At 64.9% G+C, this 15,469-nt stretch carries 15 protein-coding genes; 2 read left to right on the top strand and 13 right to left on the bottom strand.

Features of this window, described 5'->3' with window-relative positions:
• From ACED67_RS13745 to ACED67_RS13710, 8 genes are all read right to left on the bottom strand, one after another.
• Complete coding sequence (locus tag ACED67_RS13745) at positions 1-771, bottom strand: L-iditol 2-dehydrogenase (RefSeq protein WP_395542243.1); 771 nt, start codon at positions 769-771, stop codon at positions 1-3.
• Positions 768-1,763: an ABC transporter ATP-binding protein gene (locus ACED67_RS13740; protein WP_395542242.1), complete on the bottom strand. Its 996-nt coding sequence runs from the start codon at positions 1,761-1,763 to the stop codon at positions 768-770. Before ACED67_RS13740 ends, ACED67_RS13745 begins: the two co-directional genes overlap by 4 nt.
• Before the next feature lie 7 nt (positions 1,764-1,770).
• Positions 1,771-2,601, bottom strand: coding sequence for a carbohydrate ABC transporter permease (locus tag ACED67_RS13735; RefSeq protein ID WP_395542241.1), 831 nt, complete (start codon positions 2,599-2,601; stop codon positions 1,771-1,773).
• 10 nt (positions 2,602-2,611) lie between these two features.
• A complete protein-coding gene (locus ACED67_RS13730) occupies positions 2,612-3,484 on the bottom strand; it encodes a carbohydrate ABC transporter permease (protein WP_395542240.1) in 873 nt (290 codons plus the stop codon).
• 144 nt (positions 3,485-3,628) lie between these two features.
• The gene (locus tag ACED67_RS13725; protein WP_395542239.1) at positions 3,629-4,939 is read right to left on the bottom strand and encodes an ABC transporter substrate-binding protein; all 1,311 of its coding nucleotides are present in this window, start codon (positions 4,937-4,939) and stop codon (positions 3,629-3,631) included.
• Between the two features lie 105 nt (positions 4,940-5,044).
• A complete protein-coding gene (locus tag ACED67_RS13720) occupies positions 5,045-6,004 on the bottom strand; it encodes a sugar-binding transcriptional regulator (RefSeq protein WP_395542238.1) in 960 nt (319 codons plus the stop codon).
• Complete coding sequence (locus ACED67_RS13715) at positions 6,001-6,684, bottom strand: HAD family hydrolase (protein ID WP_395542237.1); 684 nt, start codon at positions 6,682-6,684, stop codon at positions 6,001-6,003. The genes ACED67_RS13720 and ACED67_RS13715 overlap by 4 nt, the downstream gene beginning before the upstream one ends.
• A gap of 88 nt (positions 6,685-6,772) precedes the next feature.
• Positions 6,773-7,567, bottom strand: a complete 795-nt coding sequence (locus ACED67_RS13710; protein WP_395542235.1) for a lytic murein transglycosylase — start codon at positions 7,565-7,567, stop codon at positions 6,773-6,775.
• Between the two features lie 156 nt (positions 7,568-7,723).
• Here ACED67_RS13710 and ACED67_RS13705 point away from each other — a divergent pair, with 156 nt between their 5' ends.
• Together ACED67_RS13705 and ACED67_RS13700 are read left to right on the top strand one after the other, a co-directional pair.
• Complete coding sequence (locus ACED67_RS13705; RefSeq protein ID WP_395542234.1) at positions 7,724-8,149, top strand: DUF6484 domain-containing protein; 426 nt, start codon at positions 7,724-7,726, stop codon at positions 8,147-8,149.
• An 8-nt stretch (positions 8,150-8,157) separates the two neighbouring features.
• Positions 8,158-8,526 carry a hypothetical protein gene (locus tag ACED67_RS13700; RefSeq protein ID WP_395542233.1) on the top strand — a complete coding sequence of 123 codons (369 nt, stop codon included), beginning with the start codon at positions 8,158-8,160 and terminating at the stop codon, positions 8,524-8,526.
• A gap of 11 nt (positions 8,527-8,537) precedes the next feature.
• On the opposite strand, the gene ACED67_RS13695 is transcribed toward ACED67_RS13700, so the two are convergent.
• From ACED67_RS13695 to tssH, 5 genes are read right to left on the bottom strand one after another with little or no spacing between them, the layout of a single operon-like run.
• Positions 8,538-9,482: a hypothetical protein gene (locus ACED67_RS13695; protein WP_395542232.1), complete on the bottom strand. Its 945-nt coding sequence runs from the start codon at positions 9,480-9,482 to the stop codon at positions 8,538-8,540.
• 4 nt (positions 9,483-9,486) lie between these two features.
• Positions 9,487-10,494, bottom strand: a complete 1,008-nt coding sequence (locus ACED67_RS13690) for a DUF4150 domain-containing protein (RefSeq protein ID WP_395542231.1) — start codon at positions 10,492-10,494, stop codon at positions 9,487-9,489.
• Entirely contained in the window at positions 10,494-11,531 is a 1,038-nt protein-coding gene (locus ACED67_RS13685; RefSeq protein ID WP_395542230.1) for a 3-oxoacyl-ACP synthase, read from the bottom strand. Before ACED67_RS13685 ends, ACED67_RS13690 begins: the two co-directional genes overlap by 1 nt.
• Entirely contained in the window at positions 11,528-12,640 is a 1,113-nt protein-coding gene (locus tag ACED67_RS13680; RefSeq protein WP_395542229.1) for a DUF2169 family type VI secretion system accessory protein, read from the bottom strand. Before ACED67_RS13680 ends, ACED67_RS13685 begins: the two co-directional genes overlap by 4 nt.
• Positions 12,641-12,646: 6 nt before the next feature.
• Complete coding sequence (gene tssH / locus ACED67_RS13675) at positions 12,647-15,400, bottom strand: type VI secretion system ATPase TssH (RefSeq protein ID WP_395542228.1); 2,754 nt, start codon at positions 15,398-15,400, stop codon at positions 12,647-12,649.
• Positions 15,401-15,469 lie beyond the last annotated feature (69 nt).

Raw genomic sequence — 15,469 nt, 5'->3', positions numbered from 1 at the left:
TCAGGCCATCCAATTGCCGCCATCCACGCCGAAGCACTGGGCGACGATGTATTTCGCTTCCGGCGTGGCGAGAAAGATCGCCATGCCGGTCAGGTCTGCGGCGGTGCCCATGCGGCCGAAGGGGACGGCATCGCCGACCTCGCGCTTCTTCTGGCCAAGGACCTTGCCTTCGTATTTGGCGAAGAAGGCATCGACGCCGTCCCAATGCTCGCCATCGACCACGCCGGGGGCGATGGCGTTGACGTTGATGCCATGGGAAATCAGGTTCAGCCCCGCCGATTGGGTGAGAGAGATGACGGCGGCCTTGGTGGCGCAATAGACGCCGACAAGGCTCTCGCCGCGGCGGCCCGCTTGCGAGGCCATGTTGATGATGGTGCCGCCACCGCCTTGCGCGATCATCTGGCGGGCGGCGGCCTGCAGGCAGAAAAGCGTGCCCGCGACATTGACCGCGAAGAGCCGGTCGTAATCGGCGCGGGTGATCTCGACGATGGGGGCCGCGGTGAAGAGCGCGGCATTGTTCACCAGGATATCGAGCCGCCCCAGCGCCGCGACCGCAGCGGCGAAGCCTGCGTCGATACTGTCCTGCCGGGTCACGTCCAGCACCACCGGCACGGCTTGCGGGCCAAGACCTTCTGCCGCCGCCCGCACTGCCGCCTCGTTGATATCCGCCAGCGCCACGCGGGCGCCCTCGGCAATATAGGCGCGGGCAAATTCCAGGCCGATGCCGCGCGCCGCCCCGGTGATCAGGGCTGTCTTACCTGCCAGTCTCATTTCAGCGCCAGCCCCTGCGCGTCGAAGCGGTGGATCTTGCCCGCGGGCGCGAGCCGGACGCGGTCGCCGTGATGCACGCCCAATTCGCCTGGGCCGCGCACGTTGATGACGCCGATGCCGGGCACGTCGACCTTGATGAAACTGTCCGAGCCGAGATGTTCCGACAGGCCCACGACGCCGTCCCAGATGCCGTCATCGGCGACGCGGATATGTTCGGGGCGCACGCCGATGGTATGGGCGCCGTGCTTCTCTGCCTCGGGTCCGGTGATGAAATTCATCTTCGGGCTGCCGATGAAGCCCGCGACGAACAGGTTGCGCGGGGTGCTGTACAGTTCCAGCGGCGCGCCAACCTGTTCGATCCGGCCCGCGTTCAGCACCACGATCTTGTCGGCCATGGTCATCGCTTCGACCTGGTCATGGGTCACATAGATCATGGTGGTCTTGAGCGACTGATGCAGTTCGGAGATTTCCTGCCGCATCCCCACCCTCAGGGCGGCGTCAAGGTTTGACAGCGGTTCGTCGAACAGGAAGGCTGCCGGTTCGCGCACGATGGCGCGGCCGATGGCGACGCGCTGGCGCTGGCCGCCCGACAACTGGCCGGGACGGCGGTCGAGATAGCTGCCAAGGTTCAGCACCTTGGCCGCGCGTTCCACCCGCTTGGCCTGCTCGGCCTCGGTCATGCCCGCCATCTTCAGCGGGAAGGCAATATTCTTGCGCACTGTCATATGCGGGTAAAGCGCATAGCTCTGGAACACCATCGCCAGGCCGCGCTTCGAGGGCGGCAGGTTGGTGGCGTTCTTGCCATCGATCTCGATCGTGCCGGAGGTGGTGTCTTCCAGGCCCGCGATCAGGCGCAGAAGGGTGGATTTGCCGCAGCCCGAGGGGCCGACGAAGACGACAAACTCGCCATCATGGATGTCAAGGTCGACCCCGGGGATGACATGCACATCGCCAAAGGATTTGCGGACTTGCTTGAGCGTGATCTGTCCCATTTCTTCCTCACTTCACCGCGCCGAAGGTCAGGCCGCGCACGAGTTGTTTCTGGCTGAACCAGCCCAGGATCAGGATCGGCAGGATCGCCATGGTCGAGGCTGCCGAGAGTTTCGCGTAGAACAGGCCCTGCGGCGCCGAGAAGCTGGCGATGAAGGCCGAAAGCGGCGCCGCCTTGGTCGTGGTCAGCGTGATGGTCCAGAAGGCCTCGTTCCAGGCGAGGATGATGTTGAGAAGCATGGTCGAGGCGATGCCGGGAATGGCCATGGGGGTCAGGACATAGACGACCTCGTTCCACAGGCTGGCGCCGTCCATCCGCGCAGCCTCAAGGATCTCGCCGGGGATTTCCTTGAAATAGGTGTAGAGCATCCAGACGATGATCGGCAGGTTCATCAGCATCAAGGCGAGGATCAGGCCGGTCTTGGTGTCGTAGAGCCCGATCTTCTGGAACAGCAGATACATCGGGATCAGAACGCCCACGGCCGGCATCATCTTGGTCGACAGCATCCACATCAGCAGATCCTTGGTGCGCTTGCCGGGCACGAAAGCCATGGACCAGGCCGCCGGGATGGCAATGGCCAGGCCCAGCAGCGTGGAGCCAACCGAGATGACGACCGAGTTCCAGAAGAAGCGCGGATAATCCGACCGCGCCCAGACCTCGGCATAGTTCTCGGTCGTCCAGTCCGCGGTGAACAGCTGCGGCGGCGAGGCGACGGCCGAGGCTTCGGTCTTGAAGCTGGTCAGGATCATCCACAGGACGGGAAAGAAGATCAGCAAGGCCACGAACCAGGCGGCGATGGTGACGATCCATTGGCGTTGCGGGGTGACGGCACGGGCCATGTCGGTTCTCCTATGCGTCGAGGTTCTTGCCGATGCCGCGCATCAGGAAGACCGCAACGATATTGGCAAGGATGACGGCGATGATCCCACCGGCGGCGGCGCGGCCGATATCCTTGGCCACCAGCGCCTGCTTGTAGATCATATAGGGAAGGGTGGTGGAGGCCGAGCCGGGGCCGCCCTGGGTAGTGGTGAAGATCTCGCCGAAGATGCCCAGCAGGAAGATCGTCTCGATCAGGATCACCACGGTGATGGCCCGGGTCAGGTGCGGCAGGATGATGTAGCGGAAGCGGGAAAGCGCGGAGGCCCCGTCCATCTCCGCCGCTTCAAGCTGTTCCGAAGACAAAGATTGCAGCGCGGTCAGCAGGATCAGCGTGGCGAAGGGCAGCCATTCCCAGGCCGTTATGCCGATGACCGAGGCCATGGGATATTGTTCAAGATAGAGGATCGGATCATAGCCCAGCCCGCGCGAAAGGGCGGCGAGCAGCCCGTTCTGCGGATGCATGAACAGGTTTTCCCAGATCGAGGCGGCGACGGGGGGCATGACGAAGAAGGGCGCGATCACCAGGATACGCAGCGCGCCCTGACCCTTGACCGGTTGGTCGATCAGCAGCGCAATCAGCGTGCCCAGAACGACGGTGATGAAAAGCACCCCGCCGACCAGCAGCAGCGTGTTGAAGATCGCCAGCCAGAAATCGGGCGCGTTCAGGAACCACTTGTAATTCGTAAGGCCGACCCAGCCGGTGCGGTCGGGCGTCAGCAGCCTGTAGAAGCGGAAAGAGAAGTACAGCGTCATCGCCAGCGGCACGATCATCCATATGAACAGGACGAAGACCGAAGGCGCGACCATCAGTCGGGCTGCGGCGCGGGTCGATTGCGTGGACATGGGAACAGGTCTCCGGGTCGCTCGGGGAATGGCGCAAAGGGGCGCCGGGGGGCGGGCGCGGCGGGGCGCGCGGATGCCGGGACGGAGGTGATAAGGAAGAAAAAGGGGGGCCGGTGAAGGGTTCCGGCCCCCAAGTCAGGAGGATTACTGAATGTAGCCCGAAGCGGTCATTTCATCGGTCACAAGCTTCTGGGCTTCGGCCAGCGCGTCATCCGCCGATTTCTGACCGGCCAGAGCGGCCGAGAACAACTCGCCCACCGAGGTGCCAAGCCCCTGGAATTCGGGGATTGCGACGAATTGCACGCCGACATAGGGCACCGGCTTGACGGTCGGCGCGTTCGGGTCGGCCGCATTGATCGAGTCGAGCGTCATCTTCGCGAAGGGAACCTTTTGGTATTCGGGGTTCTCATACAGCGAGGTGCGGGTGCCCGGAGGCACGTTGGCCCAGCCTTCCTTGGACGCGACAAGGGCGAGGTAGTCCTTGTTGGTCGCCCAATCGATGAAGGTCTTGGCCGCTTCCTGGTTCTTGGACGAGGAAGGGATCGCCAACGACCAGGCCCAGAGCCAGTTGCCGCGCTTGCCGAGGCCGTTATCGGGCGCAAGGGCGAAGCCCACCTTGTCGGCCACGGTGGAATCCTTGCCGGTCACGAAGGAGGCCGCGACGGTGGCGTCGATCCACATGCCGCATTTGCCTTGCTGGAACAGGGTCAGGTTCTCGTTGAAGCCGTTGTTCGAGGCGCCGGGCGGGCCGTAGTTGTTCATCAGGTTCAGGTAGAAGTCGAGTGTCGCCTTCCACTCGGGCTGGTCGAATTGCGGGTGCCAGGTCTCATCGAACCAGCGCGCGCCGAAAGAGTTGGACATGGCGGTGAGGAAGGCCATGTTCTCGCCCCAGCCGGCCTTGCCGCGCAGGCAGATGCCATATTGCTCCTTGGATTTGTCGGTCATGGCCGCGGCGGCCTTCTCGATATCGGCCCAGGTCGGCGCGTCGGGCATGGTCAGGCCCGCGGCTTCCATCAGGTCCTTGCGATACATGACCATCGAGGATTCGCCGTAGAAGGGCGCGGCAAAGAGGTTGCCATCGACCGTCAGGCCGCCGCGGATGGCGGGCAGAAGGTCATCGACATCGTATTCGGCGGGCAGGTCGTTCAGGCTGACCAACCAGCCCTGCTTGCCCCAGATCGGAACTTCATAGGTGCCGATCGTCATCACGTCATACTGACCGCCGCCCGTGGCGATATCGGTCGTCACATTCTGGCGCAGGACGTTCTCTTCCAGGGTCACCCACTCGACCTTGATGTCGGGGTGCTTGGCGTTGAAGTCGTCCATCAGGCCTTGCATGCGGATCATGTCGCCGTTGTTCACGGTGGCCACGGTGATGGTGGTTTCGGCCAGCGCGGCACCCGACAGGGCGGCAAAGGCCGTCGCGCCCAGAAGGGCGCGGAGCGGATAGGTCATCAGTATTCCTCCCTGATAGCGTATGAGCAATTCATCGCTGAATGAGTAAATGCTCACACGACGATCTGAGTCGTCAAGCCCCCACTTCCGCCGCAGATGCGAAGGTCAGCGCTGCGCGATCAGCCAGCGGGCCGTTGGCTCGTCAGTCACCAAGCCATTGAGGATACGGGATTTCAGCGCGGCCAATATGGCGGGCGCCTTGGATGCGCCCGCAGCAATGCCGATCGAGGGCCGGTCAAGGCCCGGCGTGACGCGCACCCCGCCGGTGCGGCGGTTGGTGCCAAAATCAAGATAGGCGCCGGTGGAATCGAAGACCCAGCCTGCAACTTCCCCGGTCGCCCCGGCGGCCTGCATCTCGTCCAGTTCGGCGCGGGTGACGAATCCGTCCTTCAGCAGGGGTGCATCATCGGACATCTGGCCCACGCCGACGAAGACCACATCGGCCGAGGCCGCAAGGTCGGCCACGCGCTTGACTGGCGGCAGGGCGTGGAAAGCCGCCCGTTCTTCGGCCGTGGGCGAGATCACCGGCACGGGCATCGGGTAATGCGGTGCCATGACCTTGTCGGCCAGCCGCATCACCACATCGAAGAAGCTGGCCGAACCGTCGGGCGCGATATTGCCGATCAGCGAGACCAGCCGGTGTTGTGGCGCCTCGGTCGCCTCGACCGCGTCGACCATGCCGCGCAGCGCGCGGCCGGTGCCAAGGGCGATGGTCAGCGGCTCTGCCATGCGCAGGAACCGCTCCAGCTCTGCCGCAGCGGCGGGCGCGAGCGCGCGCACCGGATCGGCGCCGGGGCCAAGGCCAGGCACGACCCGGGAGCGGGTCAGGTCGAAGCGCTGGGTAAGCCCGGTCTCGAGATCCATGCAGGCGCCGATGCGATGATTCAGGCGGACATGGATCAGCCCTTCCGCCATGGCGCGGCTGACCAGTCGCTGCGCCCGCTGGCGCGAGATGCCCAGCTCGGCGGCGATCTGGTCCTGCGTCAGCCCGCCGACATAGGACAACCAGCCCGCGCGGGCGGCATCGTCCAGCGGCGTGGGTTCTGGCTCCTGTCTCGGCGTCATCCGGCCCCCCTCAAGTCGGGCGCAAGATGGAAGAAATCGGCGAAGGATGCAAAGTGCATCTGCGGTGTGGCCTCGGGCGGCTCGGGCGCATAGCCATTCGCCATATGGCTGCCGCCGGTGAACCGCCAGACGGTCATGCCGGCGGCCAGGCCAGAGGCGATGCCGGTCAGACTGTCCTCGATCACCAGACAGCGGGCCGGATCGACCCCCATGCGCGCGGCGGCATGAAGGAACAGATCGGGCGCAGGCTTGCCGCGCGCCACTTCCGACGCGGTGAAGATGCGGCCCTGAACGCGCGGCCAAAGTCCTGTCAGCACAAGGGAAATCTCAACCCGGCGCGGCGACGAGGAGGTGGCGACGCAATAGGGCAGGCCAAGCGCATCCATCACCTCCGCCACATGCGGCATGACGCGCAGCTCGCGGCGGAACCCTTCCAGCAGACGTTCGCGATAGTCTTCCTCAAAGGCGGGCGGCAGGTCGAGGCCGAAGTCGCGCCGGATTGTCGCCATGACGGTCGGATAGCTGCGGCCCAGGAAATGCTGCGCGACATAGGGCAGGTCGATCGAGACGCCGCGCTCGGCCAGGGCGGCCACCAGCATCCGGGCCGAGATCATCTCGGAATCGATCAGCACCCCGTCGCAATCGAAAATGACAAGCTCGAAGGGCTGCGGCTCTGGCACGGGCGCGTCCTCTTTCGCCTGCGCCCTTACATCGTCTGCCCGGCGGCCCTTGCGTGACGGGCCGCCCAGGGCGGACGGGAAGGGCGGGTCAGCCGTCGATCCGCTTGCCCATCAGCGCGATGGCCTGCTGATAGACCTTGGCGGCGTTCCATTCCTTGATCACGGCGAAATTGGGCTCGCCTTCCTGATAGCCCTTGCCGGCCTGCCAACCCTTCTGGCGCAGGTAATTGGCGGTCGAGGCCATGGCATCGGTGAAATTCGTCAGGTCGACGCGGCCATCGCCATTACCGTCGACGCCGTATTTCAGTGCATTGCCCGGCAGGAACTGGGTATGGCCCAATTCGCCATGCTTGGCGCCGACCGATTTCGAACTGATCGAGCCTTCATCGACCAGCATCAGCGCCGCGATCAGATGCGGACGGAAATAATCGGAGCGGCGGCAGTCATAGGTCAGCGTCGCGATGGCCGAGACCACGTTGGTATCACCCATGAAATTGCCGAAGCCGGTTTCCATGCCGTGAATCGCCAGGATCACCCCGGCGGGCACGCCATAGGTCCGCTCGATCCCGGCCCAGAAATCGGCGTTCTTCTTCTTCTTCGACCGGCCCTGCGAAATAATCGTGTCGGCGCCGCGCACCTGAAGGAACTTCTCGAGCGAGTATTTGAAGCTTTTCTGACCGCGATCGGCGGAAATGGTGGCTTTGGAATAGCTGGTGCCCATCAGCGCGGCGATGCCTTTTTCGCCCACGCCTTCGGCGCGGGCCTCTTTGGCCATGACGGGCTTCCAGTCTTCGTATTTGCCGCCGGTATCCGAGCAGGGTGCGGCGATTGCGGGGGCGGCGAGGGTCAGGGAAAGGGCGAAGGCCAGAAGGGAGCGCGGCACTGAAAACACCTTTTGTGCAGGTTTCGCGGCAGCATAGAAGGCGGGTTGTGCGATGCCAAGCCTTTCGGATCGGGCCGCTTTGGCCCACGCAGATTTTCGTCGCCCCAAGGGCCGGACGGGTGTATCCTTTCGGTATTGAACCAGGGATTTCAGGCGATGATTGCAGACCGGCAGAAGGTGGATGGCGTTGTGATCGGGCTTCTTCTGGGCTTCCAGGAGGACAGGCCGCTGGTCGTGTTCCCTGGCAATGAGAAGGATCATGCCATCGCCGCGCGCAGCCTGGCGCCGCTGTCCTCGGCGGATGTGGGGGCGGAAGTCGCGCTTTTGTTCGAGGATGGCGCCCGCGACCGGCCGCTGATCGTCGGGCGGATCATCGAACCCGCAAGGGTGGCGAAGGCGCCGCTGGTGGTGGCCGATGGCGAGATGCTGCGCCTGACGGCGCAAGAGAAGATCGAACTGCGCGTCGGCAAGGCCAGCATCGTGATGGAGGCCGATGGCCATATCACCATACGCGGCACCGATCTTGTCAGCCATGCCGCGCGGTCAAACCGTATCCGCGGCGGGTCGGTCAACCTGAACTGAGGTCCTGCATGCAGGATGCCCCGTCCTTCCCCGAGCCTGCGGTGCCGCAGCTTACCCATATCCTGCGCCAGCATGCCGAACAGGCGGCCTTTCTCTGGACGGTCTATGACCGGGCGCGGCTGTTTCCCGAGGAAAACCCCGAACTCGACGAGCTGCGCATAGCGCGGCTGCTGGAACGGCTCGAGGCGCATCTGGACGGTCTGCGCCTTGCCGGCGCGGCGGGACAGGCCATGGCCCAGGAACGCTATGCCGACTATCCCGAGCCGGGAGAGCTGTTCGTGATCCGCATGTTGCAGCCCGCCGCGGCCGGGCTGCGCGTCGCCGATCTGGATCTTGCCAAGGTGCGCGACTATCTGGCCCAGACGCTGCCCCCCTAAGGGCGCCGGCCTCAGCCGCCGAACTGGGTCATGTCGAGCTGGCTGAGGAAAAGAGTGCCGTCATAGCCCAGCTCGAAGCCCGACCAGTTCTCGCCGTCGAAAAGGAAGACCTCTTTCCATCCGGCAATGGCCAGAAGGTCGGACGAGGCATGCATGGTGAAGCCCTGACCCAGCGCGCGGAAAGGCTCGATCCTGTCGCCGCGCTGGATGGACAGGCCGAAATTCGCGTCGCTCCAGTAGCGCTGGCCCTTGAACTCGGCGATGCCCATGTAGCTCCAGCCCTGATTGGCCAGCGGGATCAGTTCGCTGTCGCGGATGGCATAGCATTGGCCCTCGGTTCCGGCGAGGTGGAGGGTCCCGTCCTGTCCCAGATGGACCGCCTTGAATTCGGTCTGGACTGGCACGTCCAGCGGCACCCAGCGCCGCCCTTCCAGACGGACAACCTCTCCCCTCGTGCCGCAGGCGTGGATGGTCTGGGGGCTGAGGCCATGGACCGATTTGAAAAGGCTGTCGCCATAGGGTTCGATCGCCTGCCAGTCGCCGCCTTCACGCAGGAACGAGATGCCGCGATCGCCGATCAGATATTGATGCCGGTCATCCAGCGCCCAGATCCGGCGCAGGCGGCTGGGTTTCAGCGTGACCTCGGTGTCGCCGCCGGGTTGCAGATGGTGGATGATCCCGCCCAATTCCAGCACCAGATGCCGATCCGGCGCCAGGCTGGCATGGGACAGGATCGAATCCTCGACCCGCAAGCGGATGTCGAAGGTCAGCGAGGTGCCGAACCGCACGTCCAGCAGGAAGGAGCGGGCAAATTCGCTGCGGTCGTTCGACAATTCGAAGCTGGCGCTGAAGCGGTCGCCGCCCAGATGGAAGGCCTCCATCGCCTCGATATCGACCTCATCGGGGGCGAGCCGGTCGATCTCCCAGCCTTCTTCGGGCATCTGACGTTTTACCATGGTGTCATGTCCTTACCTTCACGCCGCGGATTTCGGCGATGGTGGGCTGGCGCGGTTTGCTGGTCGGGCTGTCCTGCACCGGTTTGGCACAGGCCGCCAGATAGGACAGGATGATCAGCGTCAGGCAATCCAGAACTTCTTTCTTCTCGGCGTCTGTCTTCTTCTCCAGCGCCTCGTGATGTTTGCCGACGGCCTTCATCGTCTCGTCGCAGGCCTCGCCCACGGTCGGTTGCGGGTTCGTGTTCTCGGCCAGGAATTCCCGCATGTCGGCGGTCTTCAGATTGTGCGGCGTGTCCTTCTTGGAGCCACCGCCGCGCTTGCCGAATCCCGTGCCATCGTCATGGCGCGAGGTCATGCAGACGCAGGGGGCCTGATCGACGTCATAGCCGGGGAAATTCTTGTAATTCGGTCCGCCGCGCGCCTTTTGCAGCATCTGATTCTCGAAGAAATGCTCGGATTCCTTCATCGGCTTCTTGCCCGCCGCCTTTTCCGCCGGGGTGGTGCAATCGCTTTTGCCATGGGTATGGACCGGCATCCCGTGCTTCGCCAGCGTGGCGGCGCAGGCGGTGACGGCGGGATTGGCCTTGCAAATGTCAGGCCAGGGGCCGGTATTGCCGATGGGCGAGGCGTGGTTGTGGGTGGCAAGGTCGGTAAAGCGGATCACCGGCTCGCCTTCGAACTTCACATCCGCAGACCAGCTGTTGAAATACTTCTTGCCGGTGTTCTTCGAGGTGATGACACCCTTCTTCGCGGCACAGCCCGCTTCGGTCCCGCTGGTCTTGGATTCATCGGACTTGTTCTTGATGTTGACCGTCTTGCCCGAGATGAAGACAGTCGCAGTGCCGTTCTCGGTATCCGAGGCCATGCCGAAGCTGGGATAGGGGATCGGCACGCCAGGGGGCGTGGCCGGGTTCTCGGGCGGGGTGAAGCAGACATCGGGAAAGGCGGCGATGGTCTGGGCCTGCACCGCCTTGCCCGAGATTTCCAGACCATTGGCGTAGACGTCGGGCATCAGGCGGCCCTCCGCACGGCGTGAAAGACCGCAGCGCCACAGGCACCGTCATCGCCCGAGCCTTCCATCAGCGCGGGGCTTCCCGGCGCATAGCCGCGGCGCTCGGCCATCATGAGCTGACCGGCCATCACCGGCACCACCGCGGCGCCGATATTGCCCAGCGATTCCGCCGGGCTCCACAGGTCCTGAAACGGGATGCGCCCCCGTTCGAGCCGCAGCGAGGCAAGCGCCGCCTGCTTGAAGAAATACTGCTCTCCGATCAGATCCGAGATGCGGTATTCGACATGGGCCAGGTCGACACTGGCCTCGGTCATGGCAAGGTCATAGGCGCGGGTCATGCCATCGCCGCGCAGCGGCAGATCCGCCCCGCCCGTGTCCGCCGCATTGTAGATATGCGCCACCTCGCGGGCGAGACCGAGCCCCGTCATGCGGATCGGCCCCGGCGCGGCGGTGCAGAGGATGGCGGCGGCGGCCTCGCCGGGGATGAAGCCATTGGCATTGCCGGGGCAGAGCAGGCGGCTGTGGTTCAGGTAATGGCTGACGGATTGCGCGGTCAGATAGCTGTCGACACCCAGAATCAGCACCGCTCGCGCGCCTTCGGCGATCATTCTGCGCGCAAGATCGAGCGCGACGAAGCCCGAAGGCCTGCCATGCGCGATGACTTGGATTTGGGGGGAGGCGGGGCTGCCCAGGATCTGGGCGAGCTGCTGAAGGAACGCCTCGGCGTCGTTGACCGGGCGACCGGGGCGGTCGGTTTCGGCCAGACAGAGAAGAAGGGGCGTCGCGGCAAGGGTTCCCGGGTGCTGGCGCTCGATGTCCATCAAGGCCCCGGCGGCAAGATAGGCCTGCCGTTTCATCCCGATCCAGTTGCGGGGCAGGGGCACGCCGCCGCCGATCAGCCAGGCGCCTTCGGTGCCCAGAAAGCGCGTCTCGGCGAAACCGTCCAGCCGCGCCCGCATCGCCGCGCAGGAGGCGGCAGCGTCCAGCCCGACGCAGGTGACCATTCCGGCGGCAGTGATATGCAGCGGGCGGCTCATGGCGCAGCGGCCCCGGCGATCTGGTCATCCGGGCGGACAACCGGTGGCAGAACGAGATACTCCTTGCCCCAGGCATAGGCCCGGCGCAGCCCGGGCGAGGGCGGGCCGATCCAGGACTCGGTGAACTCGCCGATGGTGCGGCGGATCGGGGCCTCGCAGCGCCAGGCGAGCGTGAACTGCCGTGCCTCGGTGTCGAAGGTCAGCGTGTCGGCGACAAGCGTGGCGTCAAGCGCCACTTCGCGGCCGCGGAACAGGCGGACGGGCAGCGTCGTGTCGGGAAGACGGAATTCCTCGCGACCGCGTGGCGTCATGCCGACGATGACCACCGGCGTTCCGGGCGCGGGTCTGGAAATCCACTGGTCCTGCGGCGCGGCCTGATAGTAGCGCTCGTCGAAATCGGGCGGCAGGAACGGAAAGATATTGTCCTTCCAGTTGTCATCATAGGTGCCGCCCAGGCGGGCGCGGGCGGGAATGATGCGTGGCAGAGGACCCAGCGCCATCGGGCGATGTGCCCCAAAGGGCGAGAGGACGGGATCGTCCGGCGCCTCGGTCAAGGGCAGGTCCAGCCCGTCGATCCGGCTGCCCGCGCGGACGGTGGCGAAGCCGAGGCCGAAGGGATTGTCGGCATAGGCGGGCCGGTTCGGCACATCGCCGAGCGAGCGGTCGGGGCCGCCAAAAGCCGTGTCATAGGAAAAAGGCAGGCGGGTGAAGGGATAGGGTTTAGTGGCGGTGATGGTCGGGCCCAGCGTGCGCCATTGCCGCGGCCCGACCACGTCAAACTGCTTGGTCCAGTCGCCGACGCGAAGGCCGACGCGGACCCGCTCGACCGGCTGGCCGCCGGGGGCATAGGCGGCGCCTTGGGCGATCACTTCGGCATGGGGTTTGCGGAAAGCGAAATCCGTCTCCCAGAGCGGCGCGGAAAAGCCGGGCGGGCCGGTGAATTCATCGGCCATCACCAGCGTACGCTGCAGCTTGGCCTTGCGCGGCGTCTGCCCGGGCTCGGGGAAATCCCATGTCCCCTTGATCACCAGCGACAGGTAGGTCCTGCCGGCGATGTCTGTGCCCTGCGTGGATTGGGCAAGGAAACGGGTGCTGCTTAAGATGCGCATCGCGCGCTACTCGAAAGCGTAGGCAAAGCCTTCGGGCGTGCCGGTGACCGTGACCTTTGACAGCGGCACGCCTTCCAGCTTGCGGTTCAGGACCTGACGCGACAGTTCGGGAAGAAGCGTGTTGGTCAGGATCGCGTCGATCATCCGGCCGCCCGATTCCAGTTCCGTGCAGCGGGCCTTGATCTGGTCCATCACGCCCTCACCGATCACCAGTTCTGCATCATGCCCGGCTTCAAGCCGCCGGGCGATGCCGCGCAGCTTGTGTCCGGCGATGGCCTCGATCATCGCATCCGACAGCGGGTAATAGGGGATGGTGACGATCCGGCCCAGAAGGGCGGCGGGAAAGGTTTTCAGCATCGGCGCGCGCAGCGAGCCGGTCAGTTCCTCAAGATCTGCGGTGCCGCGGCCGTCGTCGGTCATCGCCATGATCTCTTCGCTGCCGACATTGGTGGTAAGGAGGATCAGGCAGTTCTTGAAATCGATCCGGCGGCCTTCGCTGTCATCCATCATCCCCTTGTCGAAGACCTGAAAGAAGATTTCATGGACGTCGGGATGGGCCTTTTCGACCTCGTCCAGCAGCACGACCGAATAGGGGCGGCGGCGGACGGCTTCCGTCAGGATGCCGCCCTTGCCATAGCCCACATAGCCGGGCGGCGCGCCTTTCAGGGTCGAGACGGTATGGGCTTCCTGGAATTCCGACATGTTGATGGAGATCAGGTTCTGCTCGCCGCCGAACAGGGTTTCCGCCAACGCCAGAGCGGTCTCGGTCTTGCCGACGCCCGAGGGGCCCGCAAGCATGAAGACGCCCACGGGTTTTTCCGGCGCGCCAAGGCCCGCAAGGCTGGTCTGGATGCGGTTGGCGATCATCTTCATCGCATGGTCCTGGCCCACGACACGCTGGGCAAGGATCGACGCCAGTTGCAGCGCCTGTTCGGCCTGGCTGGCGAGCATCCGGCCGGCGGGGATGCCGGTCCAGTCCTGCACCACGCCGCCCACGGCGATACGGTCGACCGAGGGCAGGATCAGCGGGCGTTCGCCCTGAAGTTTCGCCAGCTCTGCCATCTTGGTCTTGAGGCTGTCCAGCGTTGCCGCGCGTTCTTCGGCGGTCATTCTGGGAGTTGCCGCATCGGGCGCTTCGCCTGCGGTTTCGCCCTCCTCGGGCGGCGCGGCGCTGGGATCGGCAAGGGCTTCGCCGGAGGGCGGAGCGACGCCGCTGTCATCGACCGGCAAACCCTCGGCGCGCAGCTTGGCGCGCAGGTCCAGGACCTCATCCACCAAGGCCTTTTCCCCATCCCAACGGGTCTTCGCAGCTTCCAGCTCACCGCGCGCGGTCTCCAGCGCGGTACTCACATCGGCCTCGCGCTCGGCCACCTCGATGCCGACGGCGCCCTCGCGCGAGATGATCGCGGCCTCGACCTCAAGCGCCTGCAAGCGGCGTTCGATGTCTTCCACCTCGGCGGGGGTGGCGTGCTGGCTGACGGCGACGCGGGCGCAGACGGTGTCGAGCAGCGAGATCGCCTTGTCGGGCAATTGCCGCGCCGGAATATAGCGATGCGACAGGCGGACGGCGCTCTGGATTGCCTCGTCCAGAATCTCGACCTTGTGGTGCTTCTCCAGAACGCCCGCGATGCCGCGCAGCATGCGGATGGCGGCATCTTCCGAAGGTTCCTCGACCTTGACCACCTGGAAGCGGCGGGTCAGGGCGGGGTCCTTTTCAATATGTTCCTTGTACTCTGCCCAGGTCGTCGCGGCGACGGTGCGCAACTCGCCGCGCGCCAGCGCCGGTTTCAACAGGTTTGCGGCATCGCCCGTGCCCGCAGCGCCCCCGGCCCCGATCAGGGTATGCGCCTCGTCGATGAACAGGATGATGGGTTTCGGGCTGCCCTGAACCTCGTCGATCACCGCCTTCAGGCGCTTTTCGAATTCGCCCTTCACAGATGCCCCGGCCTGCATCAGCCCGATGTCCAGCATCCACAGGTCGACATTCTGCAATTGCGGCGGCACGTCGCCGCGCGCCAGACGCAGGGCGAAGCCCTCGACCACGGCGGTTTTGCCCACCCCGGCCTCGCCCGTGAGGATCGGGTTGTTCTGCCGCCGCCGCATCAGGATGTCGATGATCTGGCGGATTTCCATGTCGCGACCGATCACCGGGTCGATCTTGCCGTCCTTGGCGCGCTGGGTCAGGTTCGTCGCATATTGCCCCAGCGCCGACTTGCCCTGGGGCTTGGGTGCGCCGGGCTCGGCCGCAGCAGCAGGGGCATCGGTTTCGACCGAGGCCTCCAGCAGCCCCTCCAGCGCCGGTTCCAGCGTTTCCGGGTCGATCTTGTCGAATTCCAGGCTGATCTTCAGCAGCAGCCCTTCCAGCACCGCCGTCTTCATCGCCGCGACCAGCACATAGGCCGAGCGGACCTTGTCCTGATCCTTCTCGACCTTGCCATAGGTCCAGGCTTCGCGGATCGCGTGGAAAATATGGTCCGAGAATTCCTCGACCGCGCTTGCGCCATGCGGCAGCTTGTCCAGGGCGCGCTGGATATCGCCTTCCATCCGCGCGCCATCGACGCCGGCCGACTGGCAGATGATATCGAAATCGGTGCGTTCCGTCCGCGACAGCGCCTCGATGAAATGCGCTAGTTCCACATAGGGGTTGCCGCGCGCCTTGGCGCTTTGCGCAGCAGCCGAGAAGGCCCGCAGGCAGGTTTCGTTGAGTTTTCCGACAAGCTCCTTGCGCTTGACGGTTTCGGGCGAACCGCGCTGGGCCATGCCAAAGCCTTTCAAAAAAAGGGGTCTGTCTAACGGACTTGCAGATAAATGGGGAAATCCTGCAGACTC

Origin of the sequence: Neotabrizicola paludis (assembly GCF_044142105.1) — a bacterium.
In the GTDB taxonomy this organism is placed as follows: Bacteria; Pseudomonadota; Alphaproteobacteria; order Rhodobacterales; family Rhodobacteraceae; genus Pseudogemmobacter.
The sequence above is the reverse complement of the archived record's forward strand: the minus strand, read 5'-3'. Positions and strand labels throughout refer to the sequence as shown.